19 protein-coding genes are annotated in these 21,092 nt (G+C 69.9%); 6 read left to right on the forward strand and 13 right to left on the reverse strand.

The features are described 5' to 3' along the window. Window positions 1-3 precede the first annotated feature (3 nt). From C2L58_RS11540 to C2L58_RS11550, 3 genes are read right to left on the reverse strand one after another with little or no spacing between them, the layout of a single operon-like run. Window positions 4-1,197 carry a kynureninase gene (locus C2L58_RS11540; protein WP_103337559.1) on the reverse strand — a complete coding sequence of 398 codons (1,194 nt, stop codon included), beginning with the start codon at window positions 1,195-1,197 and terminating at the stop codon, window positions 4-6. Continuing rightward, on the reverse strand, window positions 1,194-1,988 hold the full coding sequence (locus C2L58_RS11545) for a tryptophan 2,3-dioxygenase (RefSeq protein WP_103337560.1): 795 nt from the start codon (window positions 1,986-1,988) through the stop codon (window positions 1,194-1,196). Before C2L58_RS11545 ends, C2L58_RS11540 begins: the two co-directional genes overlap by 4 nt. Next, entirely contained in the window at window positions 1,985-2,800 is an 816-nt protein-coding gene (locus C2L58_RS11550) for a PaaX family transcriptional regulator (protein ID WP_103337561.1), read from the reverse strand. The genes C2L58_RS11545 and C2L58_RS11550 overlap by 4 nt, the downstream gene beginning before the upstream one ends. A 48-nt stretch (window positions 2,801-2,848) precedes the next feature. Between C2L58_RS11550 and C2L58_RS11555 the strand changes: the two genes are divergently transcribed. From C2L58_RS11555 to C2L58_RS11570, 4 genes are read left to right on the forward strand one after another with little or no spacing between them, the layout of a single operon-like run. Further along, window positions 2,849-3,601, forward strand: a complete 753-nt coding sequence (locus C2L58_RS11555; protein ID WP_103337562.1) for a creatininase family protein — start codon at window positions 2,849-2,851, stop codon at window positions 3,599-3,601. Continuing rightward, entirely contained in the window at window positions 3,594-5,114 is a 1,521-nt protein-coding gene (locus tag C2L58_RS11560) for a benzoate-CoA ligase family protein (RefSeq protein WP_103337563.1), read from the forward strand. The genes C2L58_RS11555 and C2L58_RS11560 overlap by 8 nt, the downstream gene beginning before the upstream one ends. Beyond that, on the forward strand, window positions 5,111-5,803 hold the full coding sequence (locus C2L58_RS11565) for an SDR family NAD(P)-dependent oxidoreductase (RefSeq protein WP_103337564.1): 693 nt from the start codon (window positions 5,111-5,113) through the stop codon (window positions 5,801-5,803). Before C2L58_RS11560 ends, C2L58_RS11565 begins: the two co-directional genes overlap by 4 nt. Beyond that, the gene (locus C2L58_RS11570) at window positions 5,800-6,627 is read left to right on the forward strand and encodes an enoyl-CoA hydratase family protein (protein ID WP_103337565.1); all 828 of its coding nucleotides are present in this window, start codon (window positions 5,800-5,802) and stop codon (window positions 6,625-6,627) included. Before C2L58_RS11565 ends, C2L58_RS11570 begins: the two co-directional genes overlap by 4 nt. 4 nt (window positions 6,628-6,631) lie before the next feature. Here the strand turns inward: C2L58_RS11570 and C2L58_RS11575 are convergent, their stop codons facing one another. The 8 genes from C2L58_RS11575 to C2L58_RS11610 are packed head-to-tail and all read right to left on the reverse strand — an operon-like array spanning window position 6,632 to window position 14,568. Next, window positions 6,632-7,021, reverse strand: coding sequence for a VOC family protein (locus tag C2L58_RS11575; RefSeq protein ID WP_103337566.1), 390 nt, complete (start codon window positions 7,019-7,021; stop codon window positions 6,632-6,634). 12 nt (window positions 7,022-7,033) lie between these two features. Next, window positions 7,034-10,213 carry an HD domain-containing protein gene (locus tag C2L58_RS11580; RefSeq protein WP_103337567.1) on the reverse strand — a complete coding sequence of 1,060 codons (3,180 nt, stop codon included), beginning with the start codon at window positions 10,211-10,213 and terminating at the stop codon, window positions 7,034-7,036. Between the two features lie 18 nt (window positions 10,214-10,231). Next, window positions 10,232-10,666 (reverse strand): NUDIX domain-containing protein, encoded by a 435-nt coding sequence (locus C2L58_RS11585; protein ID WP_103337568.1) that lies wholly within the window; start codon window positions 10,664-10,666, stop codon window positions 10,232-10,234. After that, on the reverse strand, window positions 10,666-11,136 hold the full coding sequence (locus tag C2L58_RS11590; RefSeq protein ID WP_103337569.1) for a hypothetical protein: 471 nt from the start codon (window positions 11,134-11,136) through the stop codon (window positions 10,666-10,668). Before C2L58_RS11590 ends, C2L58_RS11585 begins: the two co-directional genes overlap by 1 nt. Window positions 11,137-11,176: 40 nt before the next feature. After that, window positions 11,177-12,094: an SMP-30/gluconolactonase/LRE family protein gene (locus tag C2L58_RS11595; RefSeq protein WP_103337570.1), complete on the reverse strand. Its 918-nt coding sequence runs from the start codon at window positions 12,092-12,094 to the stop codon at window positions 11,177-11,179. Window positions 12,095-12,104: 10 nt separating this feature from the next. Further along, on the reverse strand, window positions 12,105-12,761 hold the full coding sequence (locus tag C2L58_RS11600; RefSeq protein WP_103337571.1) for a histidine phosphatase family protein: 657 nt from the start codon (window positions 12,759-12,761) through the stop codon (window positions 12,105-12,107). Then, on the reverse strand, window positions 12,761-13,819 hold the full coding sequence (locus tag C2L58_RS11605; protein ID WP_103337572.1) for a phosphotransferase family protein: 1,059 nt from the start codon (window positions 13,817-13,819) through the stop codon (window positions 12,761-12,763). Before C2L58_RS11605 ends, C2L58_RS11600 begins: the two co-directional genes overlap by 1 nt. After that, the gene (locus C2L58_RS11610; RefSeq protein ID WP_103337573.1) at window positions 13,816-14,568 is read right to left on the reverse strand and encodes an SDR family oxidoreductase; all 753 of its coding nucleotides are present in this window, start codon (window positions 14,566-14,568) and stop codon (window positions 13,816-13,818) included. Before C2L58_RS11610 ends, C2L58_RS11605 begins: the two co-directional genes overlap by 4 nt. A 382-nt stretch (window positions 14,569-14,950) precedes the next feature. Here C2L58_RS11610 and C2L58_RS11615 point away from each other — a divergent pair, with 382 nt between their 5' ends. Continuing rightward, the gene (locus tag C2L58_RS11615) at window positions 14,951-15,880 is read left to right on the forward strand and encodes a hypothetical protein (RefSeq protein ID WP_103337574.1); all 930 of its coding nucleotides are present in this window, start codon (window positions 14,951-14,953) and stop codon (window positions 15,878-15,880) included. A gap of 4 nt (window positions 15,881-15,884) precedes the next feature. On the opposite strand, the gene C2L58_RS11620 is transcribed toward C2L58_RS11615, so the two are convergent. Continuing rightward, complete coding sequence (locus C2L58_RS11620; protein WP_103337690.1) at window positions 15,885-18,842, reverse strand: helix-turn-helix transcriptional regulator; 2,958 nt, start codon at window positions 18,840-18,842, stop codon at window positions 15,885-15,887. A gap of 76 nt (window positions 18,843-18,918) precedes the next feature. On the opposite strand from C2L58_RS11620, the gene C2L58_RS11625 reads away from it, so the two are divergent. Further along, window positions 18,919-19,215 (forward strand): nuclear transport factor 2 family protein, encoded by a 297-nt coding sequence (locus C2L58_RS11625; protein ID WP_103337575.1) that lies wholly within the window; start codon window positions 18,919-18,921, stop codon window positions 19,213-19,215. A gap of 76 nt (window positions 19,216-19,291) precedes the next feature. Here C2L58_RS11625 and C2L58_RS11630 read toward each other — a convergent pair whose 3' ends face one another. Then, window positions 19,292-20,926 carry an acyl-CoA synthetase gene (locus C2L58_RS11630; protein WP_103337576.1) on the reverse strand — a complete coding sequence of 545 codons (1,635 nt, stop codon included), beginning with the start codon at window positions 20,924-20,926 and terminating at the stop codon, window positions 19,292-19,294. Window positions 20,927-21,092: the final 166 nt, after the last annotated feature.

Below are 21,092 nucleotides of genomic sequence, written 5' to 3' on the forward strand. Positions count from 1 at the left end.
CCGTCAGCCGGTGATCACCTTGCCGAGCGTGCGCATCGCCGTCTCCAGCTGCGTGTCCGAAAGGTAGGGCGCGGGGCCGAAGCGCAGGTACGGCCCGCGGCTGTCGGTCCGGACGCCCTCGGCGGCCAGCGCCGCCTGCAGCCCGGACGCGTCGGCGCAGCGCAGCGAGAGGAACCCGCCGAGGCCCGCCGGCTCCACCGAACGGTCGCGCGTGACGACGTCTTCGGGCAACCCGAGCGAGTCGAACACCGACGCGAGCAGGCCCACCTGGTGCTGCGAGACCTCGCGCAGGAACTCCGGGGTGAGCCCGTGTTCGGCGAAGAACCGCTGGACCCGGGCGCCGCGGTAGTGGCTCGCCGGGTCGTACGTGGCGCCGGCGAACCGGTCGCCGCCGATGGCGTAGGGCACCTGGCCCGGGTGGCGCTCGTCGGCGAGCGCGCCGAACTCGGCGTACCAGCCGGTGATCACCGGCCGCAGCTCCTGGGCGTGGGCGGGCAGCCGCAGGAAGCAGTTGCCCTCGCCGAGCTGCAGGTACTTGTAGCCGCCGCCGAGCACCCAGGCGTTGGTGAGCCCGAGGTCGTGCAGCGCGAACGGCACGACGCCGAGCGCGTGATAGGCGTCCACGACGAGCTCGATCGAACGGCCGCGGCAGACGTCGGCGAGGTGCGCCAGCCCGGGGACCAGCCGCGACGTCTCGAAGAGCACCGCGGACACGAGCACGGCCGCGGTGTCGTCGTTCACCTCGCCCGCGACGCGCTCGGCGAGCGTCGTCACCGGCTCGAGCGGGACCCGCACGATCTCGACGCCCTCCTCTTCGAGGCGGGCGAGCTGACGGCGGAGGGTGTGGAACTCGCCGTCGGTGGTCACCAGGCGCGGCCGTCTCGGCAGCTCCATCGCCGACAGGAAGCGCAGCACCAGGTCGTGCGTGCTCGCGCCGAGCGCGTATTCGCCGTGCGGGTCGCCGAGCAGCAGGCGGAAGCCCGCGCGCAGTTCGTCCGCCTTCGCGAAGGCGCGCTCCCACTTGGCGTCGACGTCACGGGCGGCGTCGGCGAAGGACTCGAGGAGTCCCTCCTCGGCGACGTCCGGCCAGGCCTGGTGCGAGTGCCCGGAGAGCAGGAGGCGGTCGGCCACCGCGAACCGGGTGTAGTGCGCGGCGAGGGCGTTGTGGTCCTCGCGCAGGTCGTCCAAAGTGGTCACAGTCGGCTCCGTACGGCCCAGAGATCCGGGAACATCGGCTGGAAAAGCGTGGTACGCAGGTAGGTCGCGCCGGATGATCCTCCCGTCCCGGTCTTGTCGCCGATGGTGCGTTCGACCATCTTCACGTGCCGGTAGCGCCACTCCTGCATCCCTTCGTCGAGATCGACCAGACACTCCGCGACGAGCGAGGGTCCCCCGTCGTCGCTGTACACGTCCAGCAATATCGCCTGCAGGGCCGGGGACGGCTCCACCGAGCGAGTGACGTCTCGGTCACACTCGACCGCGTAGCCAGAAACCTTGAGGTACGCGAGAAAAGAGTCGAACAACGACGGGCGCGCCATCGCTTCGGAGATGCGTTTCCGCTGCTCCCCACCTTCGGGGTAGTGCGCGAACACGCGCTCGTCACGGCGGCCGAGCACCGCTTCCAGCTCGCGGAACTGGGCCGACTGGAAGCCGCTCGAAGCGTCCAAACGGGCGCGGAAACTGGTGAACTGGCTGGGCGTCATGGTTTCCAGCACGTCGATCTGCGCGACCGCGACCTTGAGGATGGTGAGGATCCGGCGCAGCGTCCGGATCGAATGCGCGGTGTTGCCCTTTTCGAGGTTCGTCTGGAGGAAGGCGGCTTCGTGCAGGATCTGCTTGAACCACAGCTCGTACACCTGGTGGATCACGATGAACAGCAGCTCGTCGTGCTCGTCGGACCGCAGGCGCTGGGCGTTCAGCACTTCGTCCAGCCCGAGGTACGAGGTGTAGCTCAGGGCTTCCTGCGTTGCTTGGCTGGGTTCGGTCATCCCTGGGTCACCTCGTCGAAATGGCGCTGCGCGGGTTTCGCGAGCGCGGTGTACAGATCGTGGAACAGTTCGACCGCCGCCGCCCGGCAGTCCGGCGCGGGCACCAGGTCGGCAGGCAGTTCGGGGTCGAGCGACGGGAACATGCGGAAGGTGTGCACCAGCCGGGTGCGCACCTCGAACGCCTCGGCGTCCGGCGGCTCCCGGCCCGCGTACCCGCCGAACTGGCCGACGAACGCGGCGTACCGCGCGGCGAGGTCGTCGAGGTCCCAGGCCCGGCCGGCGAACCGGCGGACGTCCAGTGCGGCCGACGGCCGGCCGAGCAGCAGCCCCGCGTGCTCGGTGACGTCGAGTTCGCCGAGCAGGGTGACGACCTCGGCCTCGCGGTCGTGCGGAGCGATCCAGGTGCCGTCCTGATAAGGCCCGAACCCGAGGAACCGCAGCCGCCGGACCAGGCGTTCCCGGGCCTGGCGACGGCTCTCGGGGATGCTCTGCCACAGCACGGTCCACTCGCCGGCGGCGCGCTCGCGGCGGCCGAGGGAGAAGATCCGGTGGTCGCCGTCGGCGAGCAGCGCGACGGTGCGCCGGGTCAGCGAGTAGTGCACGGTACGGCCTTCGCGGTGGCGCTGCAGCAGGCCGCGGCGCACCAGGCGGGTGAGCGCGATCCGGGCGGCGCCGTCGGAGAAGCCCAGCTCGGCGAGCACCGCGACCAGGCCGCCCGACCACACCCGGCGGGTTTCGCGCGGGTGCACGTAGCTGCCCAGCAACGTCATGACCAGCTCCTGCGGGCCGGCTTCGAAGGCATCGGTGGGCATGGGCGCAACTCTATACACCTCAGGCCGCTGCGGTGTAGCTTGATTTGCGTGACGTACTTCGCGGATCTCAGCTCTCGGCAGGTCGCCGCGTTGCCCGACGACGAGCGCGTCCCGGTGCTGCTGCTGCCGCTGGGCGCGATCGAGCCGCACGGCCCGCACGCGCCGCTGGGCACGGACCCGCTGATCTCCCGCGGGATGTGCGAACGCGCGGCCGAGCGGCTGGCCGCGGACGACGACGTCCACGTGCTGATCCTCCCCGAGGTGCCCTACGGCGTGACGCGGTTCGCGGCCGGGTTCGCCGGGGGCATCCACATCGGCGCGGAGACGCTGCACGCCCTGCTCGTCGACATCGGGTCCGCGCTGATCGGCCAGCGCCTGAAGCGGATCCTGCTGGTCAACAACCACTTCGAGCCCGCGCACCTGGTCACGCTGCGGCGAGCCGTGGAGACGCTGAACTTCGCCTACGACGGGCGCGCCGCCCTGCTGGACCTGGTCCGGCGGCGGCACGCGCAGCGGCTGACCGAGGAGTTCCGGTCCGGCGAGTGCCACGCCGGACGGTACGAGACGTCGCTGGTGCTCGCCGACCGGCCCGAGCTGGTCGACCAGGCGCTGATGCGGACGCTGCCGCACGTGCCGGTCAGCCTCGCCGCCGCTCCGGAAGACGGCGGCTTCCGGGAGATGGGCATGACCGAGGCGTACTGCGGCCGGCCCGCGGAAGCGACCGCCGAAGAAGGCACTGAGACGTTCTCGACGTTGACCGACCTGCTGGTGGAAGCGATCCGGGAGCTGGCCCGTGAGTGAGCCGTTCAACCTCGCCACGCACTTCCTCGACCGGCACGTGAGTTCGGGACGGGGTGACCGGACCGCCCTGCACGTCGGGGACCGTTCGATCAGTTATGCGGCTCTCGCGGCCTTGGCGAACCGCGTCGGCCACGTCCTGCTCGACTCTGGTGTCCGAAAAGGACAGCGGGTGCTGCTGGCGCTGAGCGACGGCGACGAGTTCGTCGCGGCCTGGTACGGGGCGCAGAAGATCGGCGCGGTCACCGCCGAGGTCTACCCGTTCCTGCAGCCCAAGGACTACGCGTACTACCTCGGCTACACCGAGGCCGTGGCGGTGCTCGCGGACGCCGTCACGCTGCCCGCACTGCGCGAGGCGGGCGCGACGGGGTTGCTCGTCACGGGCGTGCCCGAAGCCGAGCTGCTTCCCGGGGAACGTCCATTCCGGACGTTGGTCGAGGCCGCGCCGGACACTTTGGACGCGGCACCGACCACTGTGGACGACGTCGGCATCTGGAAGTTCACCACCGGCAGCACCGGCGCGCCCAAGGCGTGCGTGCACCCGCTGCGCAGCCCGAAGGAGAGCTTCGAGCGGTACGCCGTCGAGGTGCTCGGCCTGCGCGAGGACGACACCGTCCTGGCCGTGCCCAAGCTCTTCTTCGGCTACGCGCGTGATCTGGTGGCGCTGTTCCCGTTCGGTGTCGGCGCGGCCGGGATCGCCTTCGGGGAACGCAGCACGGCGGACCTCATGTTCGAGCTGATCGCGAAGCACCGGCCGACCGTGCTGGTCAACGTGCCGACGATGATGAGCGCGATGGTCGCCCACCCGGCCGCGGCCGAGCAGGACCTGAGCTGCCTGCGGATGACGACGTCGGCGGGCGAGGCGCTGCCGCCGGAGCTGCACCGGAAGTGGGACGCGGCCTTCGGGGTGCCGGTGGTGGACGGGATCGGCTCGTCCGAGGCGTACCACATCTACCTGTCGAACCGCCCGGGCGCCGCGCGCGTCGGCACGCTCGGCACGCCCGTTCCCGGGTACACCGCCCAGGTCGTCGACGAGCTCGGGAACCCGCTGCCGGACGGGGAAATCGGGCCGCTGCGGGTGACCGGGCCGACGATCGCGCTGGAGTACCACGGCGATCCGGAGAAGTCGGCGCGGACGTTCGACGGGGACACGCTCACGTCGGGTGACCTGTTCAGCCGCTCGCCGGACGGGTACTTCCGCCACCACGGGCGCGCCGACGCGCTGCTCAAGGTCGGCGGCGTGTTCGTCGCGCCCGGCGAGATCGAGGACTGCCTGCTCGGCCACCCGGACGTCACCGACTGCGCGGTGGCCGGCCACGAGGTCGGCGGCCTGGTCGTGCCGCGCGCGTACGTCGTGACGCGGGCCGGCGCGTCGGTGTCGGCGAAGGAGCTTCAAGAACACGCGAAAGCCCACCTGGCCAAGCACAAGTACCCCCGCGAGGTGGTCTTCATGACGGAACTCCCCCGCACGGCCAACGGAAAGCTCGACCGGCGCGCCCTGGCGGCCCGCCCGTGAGCCGCCTGGTGGTGGTCACCGGCGGCACCCGCGGCATCGGCGCGGCGATCGCGGACCGGTTCCGTTCTTCCGGTGACACCGTGCTGGCGCCGGGCCGCGCGGACTGCGACGTCACGGACGAGGAAGCCGTGGCTGCGTACTTCGCTTCGGCGGGCCCGGTCGACGTCCTGGTGAACAACGCCGGGATCTCTTCGAGCGACCCGGTTTCCCGGACCTCGCTCGGCGACTGGCGCGAGCAGTTCGAGGTGAACGCGACCGGCGCGTTCCTTTGCACGCGCGCGGTGCTGGACGGAATGCGTTCGCGCGACAGCGGCCGGATCGTCACGGTGGCGTCGACCGCTTCGCACGTCGGCTACCGCTACACGGCCGGCTACACGGCGTCGAAGCACGCGGCGGTGGGCTTCATGCGCGCGGTGGCGGCGGAGCTGGCCGGCACCGGCGTCACGGCGAACGCGGTGTGCCCGGCGTTCGTCCGCACCGACATGACGGCGACCTCGGTGGAGCGGATCGTCTCGCGGTCGGGACGGTCCACCTCGGAGGCGGAAGCGGCCCTGGCGGCGGCGTCCCCGCTCGGCCGGCTGCTCGAGCCGGCCGAGGTGGGGTTCGCGGTGTCCTTCCTGGCGGCCCCGGAGGCCGCCGCGATCAACGGCCAGACCCTCGTACTCGACGGCGGAGGAATCCAGTCATGAGCCCGTTCCGCGCAACCGCCCCGCTGACTCGCGAATGGGAGCACTTCGCGTTCACGGTGTCCGACGGAGTGGCGACGGTGACGTTCACCCGCCCTTCGAAGCTCAACGCGCTGACGTTCGAGGTGTACGCGGATCTGCGGGACCTGATCATCGAGCTCCCGCAGCACGAGGACGTCCGGGTCCTGGTGATCACGGGCGAAGGCCGCGGGTTCTGTTCCGGCGGCGACGTCGAGGAGATCATCGGCGAACTGCAGAAGTTCGAGACGGCGGAGCTGCTCGAGTTCACCCGCATGACGGGCGCGGTGGTGAAGGCCCTGCGCGAGTGCCCGCTCCCGGTGATCGCGGCGGTCAACGGGGTCGCGGCGGGAGCGGGTTCGGTGATCGCGCTGGCGAGCGACTTCCGGCTGCTGGCGGAGTCGGCGAAGTTCGCGTTCCTGTTCACGAAGGTGGGGCTGGCCGGGGCGGACATGGGGTCGGCGTACCTGTTGCCGCGGCTCGTCGGCCTGGGCCGTGCGACGGAACTGCTGATCCTCGGGGACAAGGTTTCGGCTTCGCGGGCGTCGGAGATCGGATTGGCCACCCAGGTGGTTCCCGACTCCGAACTCCCGGATGCGGCCGCGGCCTTGGCGCGCCGGCTGGCGGACGGCCCGGCCCTGGCGTACGCGACGACGAAGGTGCTGCTGACCCGCGAGCTGGACATGGACCTGGGCAGCGCGATCGAGCTGGAGGCGATCACCCAGGCCCTGCTGATGACGGCGAAGGACCACAAGGAGTTCTACGCGGCCTGGTCCGCGGGGCGGGAGCCGCGCTGGACGGGCCGCTGACCGCTCAGGGCACCACTTCGCCCAGCCCGATCAAGTTCCCTTCGCTGTCGCGGAACCACGCGGCCCGTTCCCCGCTGCCCTTGCTCGGGTAGTTCCCGCGGATCTCCATGATCCCGCCCCGCATCCCCTCGTACTCCTCGAACTCCACGCCACGCTCACGCAGTACCGCGACCGTCGATTCGAGGTCGTCGACGTAAAAGGCGACCTGCGTGAACGAACCGTCGGCTGCCCCCGCCGAGGCGTACAGGCAGAAGACGCCCGACGCGCCTTCGTACCGCAGGCCGCCTTCGCGTTCCTCGACCGCCTCGAGGCCGAGCTTCTCCGCGTACCAGCGCCGGGCGCGGGCGAGGTCCTGGGTGGGGATGCGCGCTTCGATCCGGACGTTGCTCAGCATCGGCTTACCCTTCTAGAGATCCTGCATGAGTGCGTCGCCTTCGCCGAGGTAGACCTCTCGGTAGAGCGCCGGAGGCAGGTCGGAGTATATCCGCCGGACACGCTCCATGACGGCATTCAGCATTTCGACTGCCTCCGCGGCCCCATCACCGAAGTCCCGATTGTCACTTGCCGCATCAAGCGCACGACTGAATTGAGCAAAAAGAGCGGGATATTCCCGATGGAGCTCCACGGCATTGTCAAAAAACCATTTCATCGTAGCATTCGACAGGTTCGCCGGAGAACCCGGCCTGGTCACCATGCCGGAAGATCCGAACTTGATACAGACGAAGGGAGGAAAAAGCTCAACGCCTATCGGCCGATCACGCCCGGCCGGCCGCAAAACTATCGAATAGAAAGACTGAAGTGGGTCCTTTTTGTCAATATGGCGAAGCTCCATATCGAACTCGCGCTCCAGCATGCCCAAAATCAAAGCCGAGTAGAAGCTGCGATAACGGAGCCGACTGCCGATATCCTCGACCCACGGCACCATCGGAATCCGCATTTGCAGAGGGGATTGCTTCACAGCGTCGCGCAGAAACCGAATGTCGACCAGGTCCGACGAAGACAAAGCTATAACGTCTTCCGTGCGCCATTCGTCCGCAAATGGATCCTTGTTGATCTCACTCGCAGTGACCCCGCCCGCCGGAAACCCAGGAAATACCGGATTTGCCAGCACGAGCCGAGCGGACTGATCAGCCCACCCGCCAAGATACGGCAACACAGCACGACGTACGGCCAACTGAACCGCCGAGAAAATACCAAACGGCACAGAGCTTATTGATTCACGCGAAACTGACATCTCCGGCCGAAGATCTTCCAGAAGACAGATATGACCGACCACTGATGAATAAGACAAGCTAAGCTCATTAAAGAAGAGAATCTTTTCATCTTCCAGGCGGGTAGCTACGCGTATACCGTTGTGCCCAAGCCACCCTCCTTGCAACCTGGCGCCCGCCGGCTTGCCAATCACATCGGCAGCAGGAACAACGAAATTCACCTCGACTCGACCGATGTCACCTTCACCGGAAGAACGCGAACCTCGACCATCCTTGGTCGCATGGAGCAGATAGTCCACCCCTTCGGGCGAAACTATTTCAGCCTCAAGAAAACTGCGCACATCGATCAGTGCCGCGCGGTCGACGCTGAGCGTCAGAGAAATATTGATCTCACTATTATCCGAGCCGAAGTCCGCCGAAGCAGATCGATCAACAAAACAAGCATTCAGACGCGACGCCAGTTCGGCCGACAAGCCATCAGGCAGATCTTCCCAAAGAGAAGTCGGCGCACCCGACAATAAACCCTCTTTCGGTTCCACCGAGGCCGAGATCGCGACCAACTGACCTCGAACGTACGGTGACGGCGAATTGGCAGTCAAGTTCAAAGGCAGCGCAGTAAGAGTGACCATGCTCGCGAACGTCAAGAACTCGTCATCAGCCGCCGAATCGGGAACGACATATCGGATCGGACCATCGAACAACGGCTCATCCAGGTCAGAGAACCTACGGTCGGCAAATTCGACGTCGTTGATGTAGACTTTGCCCTGTGGATAGAACAGGCTGTCCTTGACATAGTCGATCAATTTCCCCAAGGTAACATCGGACTTCGTCGGATTGATTCGAACCGCAATACTGGTACCAGAACCCTTCCGATAACCTTGCTCAGCGCCGCCCCGTGCCGGAAAGGGCTCAGCCTGCATTGGCAGCTCACGCAGGACGAAGAAGTCATCCAGACTGTGCAAGGAGAGCCGGATTGCGCCTACGAGCCGCCCGTCCGGCATTCGCCGGCGAGTCGACACCTCGATCCTGTCCCCCACGATGAACGACGACAGGACACCGATACCGAAACGGCTGATCGAAACAAAGTTGCGCTGCGGCTTCTGCTTGCGCAGAATCTCCGCCTTCAACTCATCCGAACTGTAGTAAGACCGCCCAACCCCGAGGAAGTACTTCTCGATGATGTGCTGATCCATCCCCACACCGTTGTCGTCGATGCGCAGCCAATAGTTTCCGACCTCGTCTTCCCAGGCCGAGATGCGTACTTCCATCTCTTCAGGATCCGAATCTTGAAGATACGAATTCAACCGGCACGCGTCGATCGCGTTCTGCAGCAACTCGCGGATGAACACGTACGAATTCGCGTACAGCCGGTCCCCCATGAACAGCTGCAGGATCGCATGCCGGTCAAGGACAAAGCGGTAGTCCCCCCAGCGGTACCCCTGGCTCAGGATTCCACGGCGATCCACACTCGCAGGCAGGACCAAAGATCGCCACCGCGGAGCGCAGAAGTCCAACACGACACGGCACCCGCGCAGCTCGTCCTCGACCACATCGAGGAACCGGCGGATCGCGTTCTCGACCGCAGGCTGCCGCGGGCTCGCGATCAACTTCACCGAGTACCCCGGCGTACGCTCGTCCGGGAACACGAAGCCGATCGCGGCCATGTGTTTTTCCCACTCGGTCCGGCTGATCCGGCGGCTTCCCTCCGCCTCGTCCAGCCGAAGGTGCTCATAAACCGCCACCGGCGACCGGGTCTGGTCGAAGTCCAGCAGGTCTGCCGTCCGCAGCAGAATCGCGCACAGCCTCAGGTCACAACCGGTGAGGAAGTCGGTTTCGAACCTCTCCGCGCGCAGCTCGTCCAAGGGCTCGTTGTGGCTCTTGCACACCGTGGCGAGCGCCTCGGCGAAGTTCAAGCCCCGCCAGGCCAGCTTCTCCGAATCCAGCTGGTAGAGGTGCTCCGAGACTCGGTCGGCGTGCCGCGCCCGGCAGTAGTCCAAGATGACGTCCTCGGGCGGTTTGCCCTCCTGGGCCACTCTCACATAAGCCGATGGATGCTGGTCGAGGTAGTCGCGGAAGTCCTGCTCCCGCAGCAGCGCGTCCACTTCCTCTCGAGTGTAGACCATCCCGATGTCGTGGAAGTACGCCGCCAGGATGAGCATCCCCGCCTCCAGCGGGGTCAGCTTGGCGACGTCACGCCCGAGCAGCTGCTGGATGAGCTTGATGACGTTGTCCGCGTGCTGCCGGTCGTGCAGGGTGTAGTCGGGGAACGTCTCGCGCACCAGGAGCAATTTGCCGGCCGCGTACTCGACGAGATGCCTGACATCGGCTGTGAACTGTGCGTCCTCGCCATCTTCGAGGATCTGCCAGAGCCCCACTTCGTTCCCTTCTTCGGCTTACCCGCGGCCCGCGGCCTCCCGGTAGGCCGCGACGTTCGCGACGGTGATCTTGCTCAGCGGCGCGGGCAGCTCGTCCAGCCGGAACCAGCCGATCGCGGAGCACTTCTCTTCTTCGATGATCTGCGGCTCGCCTCCCACGTGCACCGCGAGGTAGGTGACCGACACCCAGTGCTGGCCCTCCTCCGGCAGGAGGTGGTCGAACGCGCCCAGCAGCCCGGTCAGCTCGATGCGCATGCCGTACTCTTCGGCGAATTCCCGGACGACCGCGTCTTTCATCAGCTCGCCGAACCCGACCGCTCCGCCTGGGAATTCCCACGAACCGACCTCGTTGCGTGCGGCCGGGCCGCGGCGCGCGAGGAAGAGCCGGCGCGCGCCGTCCGAGACCACCGCTCCGACGCCCACCCCGATGAAGTCGTGGCCGGGAACCCCCATCACCTGATCCGCGCGACCAGAATCGACTCGCCCAGAATCCAGAGCACCCCGGTGATCACGACGATGAACACCACGATGTACGTCTCGTACCACCGGTAGAAGTTGCGCAGACGAGGCCGCGTCCGGAACCCGGCGACGAAGTACTTCTCCGTCAGTTCGCACTCTTCCCGGCGGTAATCCAGCCAAGAGAGAACACCGACCACCACCATCAACACGGTGAACGCGGCGACGGCCGTGGTCAACGCCAGCACACCGCGCACCCCGGTACGGGCGGTATCCGCGGAGATCCCCCACTTCGAGTACCCCACGAACAGACCGAGCGCCGCGGTGACCATCGCCGTGGCCAGTGCTTGGAAGATGGCGAAGAACCGATAGACGTTCTCGTTGACCGCGTGAATCTGGTTGAGGATGTACTTGTACCGCTCGACGACAATGGCCGGTGCCTCTTCGTGTGGCACCTCGCCCTGCACTGGAGGCTCCCCTCCCCCGCCCGCACTCATCGCGGACACGTTACATTGCGCGACCGGTCACCGCGATCGCCGACTCCTCCAAAGAGCCGAAATACAGCTGCCCCTGCCACTCGCGCACGCCCACCAGCATGTGGAAGCCGGGGATCTCGCCGCGGAACTCGCGCGCCACCTTGCCGTCCGCTGCGACGCCCAGCACGCCGACCTCGCGGCCCGGGCTGGGCTGCAACGACTCCGGCAGCCGCCGGATGGCCGCCCGCAGGAACGCCGGCAGCCGACGGACCACGTCGAGGGCCGCCACGCGCGGGGACGCCTGCGTGATCCAGATCAGGCCGTCCGTGCCCGTCGAAATGTTGTCCGGGAAGCCCCACAGGCCGTCGACGAAGACGTCGGTCCGGCCGTCGGCGAGCCACACCCGCGACACGCTGAACGCGCCGGTCTCCGCCACCGCCACGAACGACTCGTCCGGGGCCAGGGCGACGCCGTTCGCGAACTGGAGGCCGTCCAGGAGCAGGTCGATCGAGCCGTCCGGGGAGCGGCGCAGCAGGCGGCCGCCGGCCGTCTGCTCGATCAGGTCGTCGCGCCAGTTGTCGATGCCGAAGCGGCGGGAGGAATCCGTGAAGTAGATCGTGCCGTCGGCGGCCACCGCCGCGTTGTTGCAGAACACGAAGTCCAGGCCCAGCGCGGAGGTGGCCAGCACCGAAGGCGAACCGCCGGACAGGGGGACCACCAGGAGACCGGCCCGGGCGTCGCAGATCAGCAGCTCGTCTTCGCCGTACAGCTCCAGCCCGAGCGGGCGGCCGCCGGTGTCGGCGATGACGTCGATGTGCTGCCCGTCGGGTGACAGGCGCAGGATCCGGCCGTCGTCGACGCCGGCGTAGATCCGGCCCTCGCCGTCGACGACGACGTCCTCCGGGCCGTGGCCGTTCACCGGGTACAGCGTGACCTCGCCGAACTCCATCGAGCGTCTCCTACCGGTAGGTGAGCAACGAGGCCGCGTCGGCCTCGAAGTGCGGGTGCTCGTTGAACGACAGCAGTGTGACACCGCCGCGGCCGGACACCAGCTTGGTGATCCCGCCGTTGACCGTGACGCGGTTGAGCTTGAGCAGCCCGGCCTCGGGGGTGCCCATGAGCAGGCCGCAGATCGTGGCGATCACCCCGCCGGAGGTGAACACGACCGCGTGCTCCCCCTTGCCCAGCGACGCCACCAGGTCGCTCAGCGCGTCCCGGCACCGCGCGAGGAACGCCGGCCACGTCTCGGCGCACGGCCCGTCGGCACCGGCCGAGGTCCACGCCGTCAGGGCCGCGTCCAGGACGCCTTGGTAGGCGCGCGAATCCTCCTGCGGTGCCCCGCCGGCGTGGTGGCGGGCGATGTCGACGTGGTCGTACTCGTTCCAGCGCGGGTCTTCGACCACCGGGACGTCGCTGCCGAGCACCTTCAGCGCCGTCGCCGCGGTGTCGCGCTGCCGGGCCAGCGATCCCGACCGGACCTGACTGAAGGAGACGTTCCGCCGCAGCAGTTCCGCACCGACCACAGTGGACTGCTCGAAGCCGCGCGGCGACAGCGCGTCGTAGTCCGCCGCGCCGAACGACGCTTGTCCGTGCCGGATCAGGTAGATCGCGCCCACTAGACCCGTCCCTTCGCGATGATCTCGCGGCAGCGCCAGTCCAGGTAGCCGACGAACTGCCAGAAGTCCTTGAACGCCGGGTTGCGGGTGGCGCCGTCGTGGTAGCGCCGGTACAGCTGCTGCAGCACGGCGGCGAGCCGGAACAGGCCGTAGACCTCGTAGAACCGCCAGTCACCGATCGAAAGCCCGGTCTTCTCCGCGTAGCGCGCGACGAACTCCTCACGGGTGAACATGCCGGGCAGGTGGGTCGGCTGGCGGCGGCTCGCGTGCATGACGTCGTCGTCGCCGGCCTGGACCCAGTAGGCGAGCATGCTGCCCAGCTCCATCAGCGGGTCGCCGAGGGTGGCCATCTCCCAGTCGAGGACGCCGGTGATGTTCAGCGTCGACGGGCCGTCCAGCACCAGGTTGTCGAGCCGGTAGTCGTTGTGGATCAGGCAGATCTTGACCTCGCCGGGCTGGTTGGCCGCCAGCCACGCGCGCACCTCGGCGAAGTCGCCGACGTTGTCCGTGCGCGCCGCGACGTACCGCTCCGACCAGCCGCGGACCTGCCGCTCGACGTACCCGGCACCCTTGCCGAGGTCGGCGAGCCCGGCCTTCCCGACGTCGACGGCGTGCAGGTCGACCAGCCGGTCGACGACCTTGCCGGACAGCTCGAGCGCCTGGTCCGGGCCCAGTTCGAGATCGTCCGGCAGGTTGCCCCGCAGGATGAGCCCGTCGAGCTTCTCCATGACGTAGAAGTCGCCACCGAGCACGGCCGGGTCGTCCCCGAACGCCACCATCCGCGGCACGTACGGGAACACCGGCTTCAGCGCGTGCTGGACGCGGTACTCGCGCCGCATGTCGTGCGCCGACGCCGCTTTGTGCCCGGCCGGCGGGCGGCGCAGGATCAGCTCGCGGTCCGGGTAGGTCAGCAGGTACGTCAGGTTGGACGCGCCGCCGGGGAACTGCCGGACCTGCGGCGGCTCGTCCCCGAGGCCCTCGACCTTCGCGCTCAGCCAGGCGTGCACCGCGGCGACGTCGAAGGTGTCCTCCGCGCGGACCTCGACCGGGGCGTTCACGTGAACTTCCGCAGCAGCGCGGCGGGCACCACACGCATGACGGCGCTCAGCGGCACCCACGGCCACGCCGGGACGTAAGCCCGGGCGCGCTCGGCCTCGATCGCCTTCGCCAGCGCGCGGGCGCCGGTCTCGGCCTTGGCCAGCAACGGGTTCCGGCCGATCCGGTCGTTCATCTCCGACTCGATGTAGCCGGGCCGGACGTCGGTGACGGCGATGCCCCGGGGCTTCAGCTCGATCCGGGTGCCGTCGACGAACGCCGAGATCCCGGCCTTCGAAGCGGCGTACGCGGTGAGCTTGCCCGGGAAGGGCCGGAGCGCGCTGAAGGAGGAGATGACGGCGAGGTGGCCGGCGCCCTGCTCGCGGAAGATGCCGGCGGCGGCCTCGATCTGGGCGGCGGCCGCGACGAAGTTGACCTCGAGGGTCTGGCGGTTGGCGTCGAACCGGCCCGTGCCGACCCGCTGGCCCTTCCCGAGCCCGGCGTTCACAATCACCCGGTCGAGGGACCCGAGCTCGTCGCGGAACTCCGCGAAGACGGCGAACACGCGGTCGTGGTCGGTGACGTCGAGGGTCCGCGTGACGACCTGGATCCCGGGGTGCGCCGCGGTCAGTTCGGCGGCCAGCTTCCCGAGCCGCTCGGTGCGCCGCGCGCACAGCGCGAGGTTGCGCCCCTTGGCCGCGAACTGCCGAGCCATGCCTTCGCCCAACCCGCTGCTGGCGCCGGTGATCAGGATGTTCTTCCGGAGCGTCATGCCCGGGATGCTACCCGGTGGTAACAAGACCGGTGGCCCGGCGCTGGGGGCGTCGCCGGGCCACCGGTCATCGCGCGGCCACACCGGCCGGTCGCACAACTCGGCCGGGTGAACCGGAGCCGGAACCGCTCGCGCGGCCGGTCACACCTGCGCCCGGATGGGCCGTGAGGGGGAGGCGGTGCCACCGGAGCAGGCAAGTCATACAAGCGCGTCCGCCCAGGCCGGGGCAATGGTTCACAGTTGCCAGTACTAGCCCGTTCGCCCGAGTGGGCGTCCCGGCGGCACGGCCGAAGAGGGGGGCGGAGACCGCGAGGAAAACTGCTAACGTGCTCCGTGTCGGGGATCGTCGGGGGACGGCATGGGGCGGGTCGGGATTTCAGCGATGGCGGGCAGCGCGGCGGGTGACGGCCAGGAGAGCGGCCGTACCGAATTCGCCATCCGGCTGCGCGCGGCCATCGCCACCAGCGGCCTGTCGCTCGACCGGATCCAGGCGCGGCTGCGGGCCCGCGGCGTCGTCGTCAGCGTCACCGCGCTCAGCTATTGGCAGTCGGGCAAAAGGCAGCCGGAGCGGCAGAGTTCGCTCTCGGCCGTCCGTACGCTCGAAGAGATCCTCGACGTCCCCGCCGGGTCCCTGCTCGGCCTGCTGCCCCCGCCCCGGCCCCGCGGCGGTGCCGGGAAGCGCCAGGCCGGCGGCGAGCCGATGTCGTTCCCGCGCGAGGTGCTGCAGCCGCTGCTGGAGAAGGTCGGGGCGCCGCACGCCCTCGACCGCCAGCAGCCGCTGAAGATGGTCGGCCTGCACGACCTGTGCGAGATCGCCGCGGACGGCGGGCAGCGGGCGGTGACCGCGCGGGCGGTGTTCCAGGCCGTCGCGGACGGCCAGGACCGCTGGCTGCTGGTGTACTCCCAGGACGACCCGGCGGCGGGCGTGCCGGAACTGCACGCCGTGCGCAACTGCCGGGTCGGCCGCGCCGAGACCGACGAGGCCCACGGCCTGCTCGTCACCGAACTGCTCTTCGACCAGCCCATCAACCGGGGCGAGACGCACCTGATCGAGTACACGCTGACCAACAGCGGGCCGCCGTACCCGGAGTGCCGCAACACCCACTACCGCGAGTTCCGCCGCCCGGTGCGGGAGTACCTGCTGGAGGTCCGGTTCGCCCGGGGCACCGCACCGGACCGCTGCTGGCAGTACTCCCGCAACGGCGCGAACGGCACCCTCGCCCGCCGCCCCCTGAAGCTCGACGGCGAAGACGGCGTCCACGCCGTGGCGTTCGACTTCGGCCCCGGCGTCTTCGGCATCGACTGGGACTGACCCCTCAGCTCAGGCGGGCCGCCGCCAGGGTGGCCAGCTCGGTGCGGTTCGCGATCCCCAGCTTCGCGTAGACGTGCGCCAAGTGCGTCTTCACCGTGCCGCGGCTCATGAACAGCCGGGTGCCGATCTCCGGGTTCGTGCACCCCTCCGCCGCCAGCTTCACCACCTCCAGCTCGGTCGGCGTCAGGCTGCCCCAGCCGCTCGACGGGCGGCCGCGGGTTCCCCGGGTCCGGCGCACGAACGCCACCACGTCCTCGAGGCCCATCGGCTGCTCGGACGACGCCAGGCCCAGCGCGTCCAGCTCCGCCTGCGCGGAGGGACGGCGGGCAACACCCAGCTCGGCCCGAGCCTGCGAAGCCGAGACGAGCACGCGGGCCGCGTCGGCCTCGCGGCCGGTGCGGGCGAGCAGCGTCGTCAGTGCGTCCAGACTGGCCAGGACACCCAGCCGAAGGCCGTGGTCCAGGCGCAAGCTCAAGGCTTCGTGGTGCAGTTCGGCCGCCTGCTCCGGCTCCGCCAGGTACCCCTGCTGGTCCAGGGCGTCGGCCAAGAGCGACGGCAGGGACCAGTGGCGGGTGAGCTCGACGGCGGTGGCCAGCACCTCCGCGGCCTCGTCAACCCGGCCGAGCGCGCGCAACAGAGCGCCGCGTTCGGCCAGGCCTTGCGCGGCCATGTACGTCCCCGGCACGGCTTCGCGCTCGAACCAGCGCAACGCGGCTTCGAACTCGCCGCGCCGCCAATGCAACTCGCCGAGCACGCCGGCCATGCCCGGCACGAAGACGTCACCCGCCGTCTCCAGCAGCCGCAGGAACGGCTCCATCACACGGAACCCGGCGTCGACGTCGCCGGCCGCGCAGTGCACCAGCGCCAAGCGGCACAGCGTCGTGTTGACGCGGTGGAAGTCGCCGAGCGGGGCGGCCACCTCCACGGCCTGTCCGGCGAGTTCCCGCGCCCGCGGCAGATCCGCCGCGGCGAGCGCGATCCCGGACCGGACACTGAGGACGGTCGACGCGAGGCCGCGATCGCCCCGGCGCAGCAATCCTTCGGCCGCCTCGTCGAGCAGGGGCGCCGCTTCGCCGTGGCGGTCGCGGGCGAACCGGACGATCCCGCGCAGCATCAACGCGCTGTCCCGCGCGAAGCCGTCTCCGGCCTCCTCGGCGACCTTCCCGGCTTCGACGGCGACGTCCCAGGCGGTGTCGAAGTCCGTGTACACGTGGCCTAGGGCGGTCAGGGAGAGACACCGCGCGCGCAGGCCCGCTTCGCCGAGTTCGGTGGCGAGGTCCAGGCCGCGCTGCGCGGCTTCGACGTCGAACGGCGCCGTCGTGTCGGCGACCAGGCCCATCCCGGTCAGCAGCCGGGCCTGCAGCGGGGTCCGGTCGTCCGGGCGCCGGGCGACCGCACGCTTGAGGTACGCCAGGCCCTCGTGGCCGCGGCCGTGCAGGTTCCACAGCCACGCGACGGCGGCGGCGAGCCGGCGGCCCCGGCCCGGATCCTCCCGCGCCAGCCCCCATTCCAGGGCCGCGCGCAAGTTGTCGCGCTCGGGCTCGACCCGCGCCCGCCAGGCGTCCTTGTCGCGGTCGAGATCGGGCTCGGCGGCCTCGGCCAGCGCCAGGTAGTGATCGAGGTGCCGGTCGCGGACGGCGCCGGTCTCCCCCGCCTCGGCCAGCCGGGCCGCCGCGTACTCGCGGAGGGTCTCCAGCAGCCGGTACCGGCCGTCTTCGGCCAGCACCAAGGACTTGTCGACGAGCCGGCCGAGCGCGGGCAGCACGGCCGGGCCGCCCGCCGCGGCCAGGGTGAACCCGCCGGCGAACACCGCCAGCCGCCGGAACACGGCGCGGTCCTCCTCGCCGAGCTGGTCGTGGCTCCACGCGAGCGAGCCTTCGAGGGTCCGCTGCCGCGCCGGCACCCCGCGCGGGCCGCGGGTGAGCAGCGCGAACCGGTCCTCGAGGCCGGCGTCGATCTGGTGCGGGGCCAGGGTTCCGAGCCACGCCGCGGCCAGCTCGACGGCCAGGGGGATGCCGTCGAGCCGCGTGCAGATCGACCGGACGGCGGCCGCGCTGGAGGCGTCCAAAGTGAACAGCGGCCGGACCGCACCCGCGCGTTCGACGAACAGCGCGACGGCTTCTTCGACGGCCAGCGGCGGCACCCGCCAGACCGTCTCCCCCGGCACGGCCAGTGGCTCCCGGCTGGTCGTCAGCACCGCGACCTCGGGGCAGGACCGCAGCAGTTCGACCGCGACTTCGGCAGCGCCGTCGAGGACGTGCTCGCAGTTGTCGAGACAAAGCAGGACGCGCCGATCGCGCAGTTCCGTCGCGACCGACCGCGCCGCGCCGATCCGCGGTTCGACCGGCACCCCGAGCGTCGCGGCGACCCGCTCGGCGACGTCGGTCACGGCGTCCAGCTCCACCCACCAGACGCCGTCGGGCCACTCGGTGCTCGCGGCGACCTGCGCGGCCAGCCGCGTCTTGCCGCTGCCGCCGGGCCCGGCCAGCGTCACCAGCCGCGCGCCGGCGAGCTGCCGCCGGACGTCGCGGACCTCGGCGTCGCGGCCGACGAACCCGGTCAGCTGCACCGGCAGGTTGTTCGGGACGGTGTCGAGCGAGCGCAGCGGCCGCGGGCCGGGTGGCTCGCCGAGCTCGAAGATCCGCTCGGGCGCGGTGAGGTCCGGCAGGCGGTGGACGCCGAGGTCGTGCAGCGTGACGGCGTCCCCGAGGGCCGCCGCGGTGCGGGCCGACACCAGGATCCGGCCGTCTTCGGCCAGCGCGCGCAGGTGTTCGCAGCGGCGGACGGCGGGGCCGGTGGGCGTGCCGTCGTCGCGGATCAGCACGTCCCCGGTGTGCACGGCCGCCGGCCCGCCGGGCAGCGCCGCGAGCGCCTCGCCAGGCGTCGCGAAGACGACCGGGGCGGCATCGCCGGCGCAGAGGATGGTGACCGTGCCGGCCGGCAGGAGTTTCGTCGCAGTCATGGCCCGGCCAGTCTGCCAGCGGATCTCGGCCAGCCGGCCGATGTTGCCCGACTCGGCGCCTGCGACCTTCGAACCCGTGGAGACGTTCGAGGAACTGCTGGCCCGCTGGCGGGACGCCGACGCCGGCGGCGACACCGAGGCACTGGCGCCGCTGCTCGCCGACGGCTTCCGCGGCGACGGGCCGGCCGGGCGCGTGCTCGGCAAGGCCGGCTGGCCCGGCCGCGTCCCGGCGGGCGCGTTCCGGTGGACGCGCCTGCAGGTGACGCCGTCGGTCGGCATCGCGACCGGCCACCGCGACGGCGTCGCCTGCACGGTGGTGGCCGAGCGCCGCGACGGACGCTGGCAGGTCGTCAACGTCCAGCGGGGCTCATGAGGTGGTCACCTTGTCGTGAGTGGTAATTCGGGTTAGAACCCGAATTACCACTCACGACAAGCCGCGGCAGGCTCGCTCATGACAACTGCGTGCGCAGGACCTTCCCGGTCGCGTTGCGCGGCAGCTCGTCCAGGAACTCGACGTCGCGGGGCACCTTGTAGCGGGCCAGGTTCGCCTTGACGTAGTCGCGGAGCTCGTCGGCGTCCAGTGAAGCGCCCTCGGCTCGCACCACGAACGCCTTCAGCCGCTGCCCGAACTCCGGGTCCTGGACGCCGATCACCGCCGCCTCGATCACGTCTTCGCGCTCGACCAGCAGGTTCTCCACCTCGATCGGGAACACGTTCTCGCCGCCGGAGACGATCATCTCGTCGTCGCGGCCGTCGATGAACAGCAGGCCGTCTTCGTCGAAGTGGCCGACGTCGCCGCTGGAGAGCAGGCCGTCGATGATCTCCTTGTGGCGGCCGTCGGTGTAGCCGCCGAAGCTGAGCCCGCTGCCGACGAACACGCGGCCGGTCACGTTCGGCTCGGTGATGGGCCGGCCGTCCGGGTCGTAGAGCGCCACCTTGCAGCCGACCGGCGCGCGGCCGACCGTGCCCGGCGCCTTCGCCCAGTCCTCCGGCGTCGCGACCGTCGCCACCGCGACCTCGGTCGAGCCGTAGAGGTTGTGCACGACCGGGCCGAACGCCTCGTTCGCCCGGTTGCCGAGGTCCGGCGACAGCGCCGAGCCGGCGACGAAGATGATCCGCAACGCCGAAGTGTCGTACTTCTGCCGGACCTCCTTCGGCAGGTCGACGATGCGCTGCAGCATGGTCGGCACCAGCACGAGGGCCGTGCACTTGTGCTCGGCGACGCCGCGCAGCGCCTCTTCGGGGTGGAACTTGCGCCGCATCACGACCTTCGAGCCGAGCGCGAAGGACAGGATGAACTGGGACAGGCCGGTGCCGTGGAACAGCGGCGCGCCCATGTAGGTGGCCTCGTTCGACCGCAGCGGGATCCGGTCGAGGAACTGCGCCGACGCCAGCGCGGAGGTGTGCGGCCGCGGCGCGCCCTTCGGCGTACCGGTGGTGCCGCTGGTCAGCAGCACGAACCCGCCCGGCTTGGCCGGTGCGGGCCACGGCCGGTCGTCGGTGCTGGCGATGATCTCGTCGAGCACCGGGACGGTCCGGTCGGTCAGGTCCGAGCCCGGGTCGACCCAGGCGAGGTAGCGGTCGACGCCGTCCGGGATGGCGTCGAGCAGGCCGGTGAACTCCTGGTCGTAGACGAGCGCGGTGACGCCTTCGCGCTCGGCCACGTCGGCCAGCTGCGGCTTCGCGAAGCCGGTGTTCATCAGCAGCAGGCGGACGCCGAGCTTGCCCGAGGCGGCCATCGTGAGGACCAGGCCGCGGTGGTCGCGGCAGAGCGCGGCGACGACCTGGCCGGGGCGGATGCCGCGCTCGGACCAGGCCCTGGCCAGCGCGTTCGACTGGTCGTCGAGCTGCTTGTAGGTGAGCGGGCCGAGCTCGTCGACGATGCCGACGGCGGCCGGGTCGCGGCGGGCGGAGATGTGGTTGGCGCCGGCGAACGGGCCGAACTTCCGCAGCGCGACCAGTGAGCGGACGCCTTCGTCGAGCCGGGGGAAGGGGACGAGTCCCGCTCGCCGCATCACGTCGACGCTGCGCGCCGTTTCGGCCACCTTGTCCGCCACCTGTGCTGCGAGCGCGACCAGGCTCATCCGGGCACCTCCGTTGCTGCAGGGAAGAGAGCCCACGCCGACGGCGGCGTACCGGCGGTATGGGGGCTACTGGAGAGTAAACCAACCGTAGGCCGAACGCACCAGCCCGCGAGCGGGCGGAAACTGGCAGTGGCATCCGGGGCTTCGCCCCAGGACGGGGGCTCCG

The organism is Amycolatopsis sp. CA-126428 (assembly GCF_002904335.1).
Lineage (GTDB): Bacteria > Actinomycetota > Actinomycetes > Mycobacteriales > Pseudonocardiaceae > Amycolatopsis.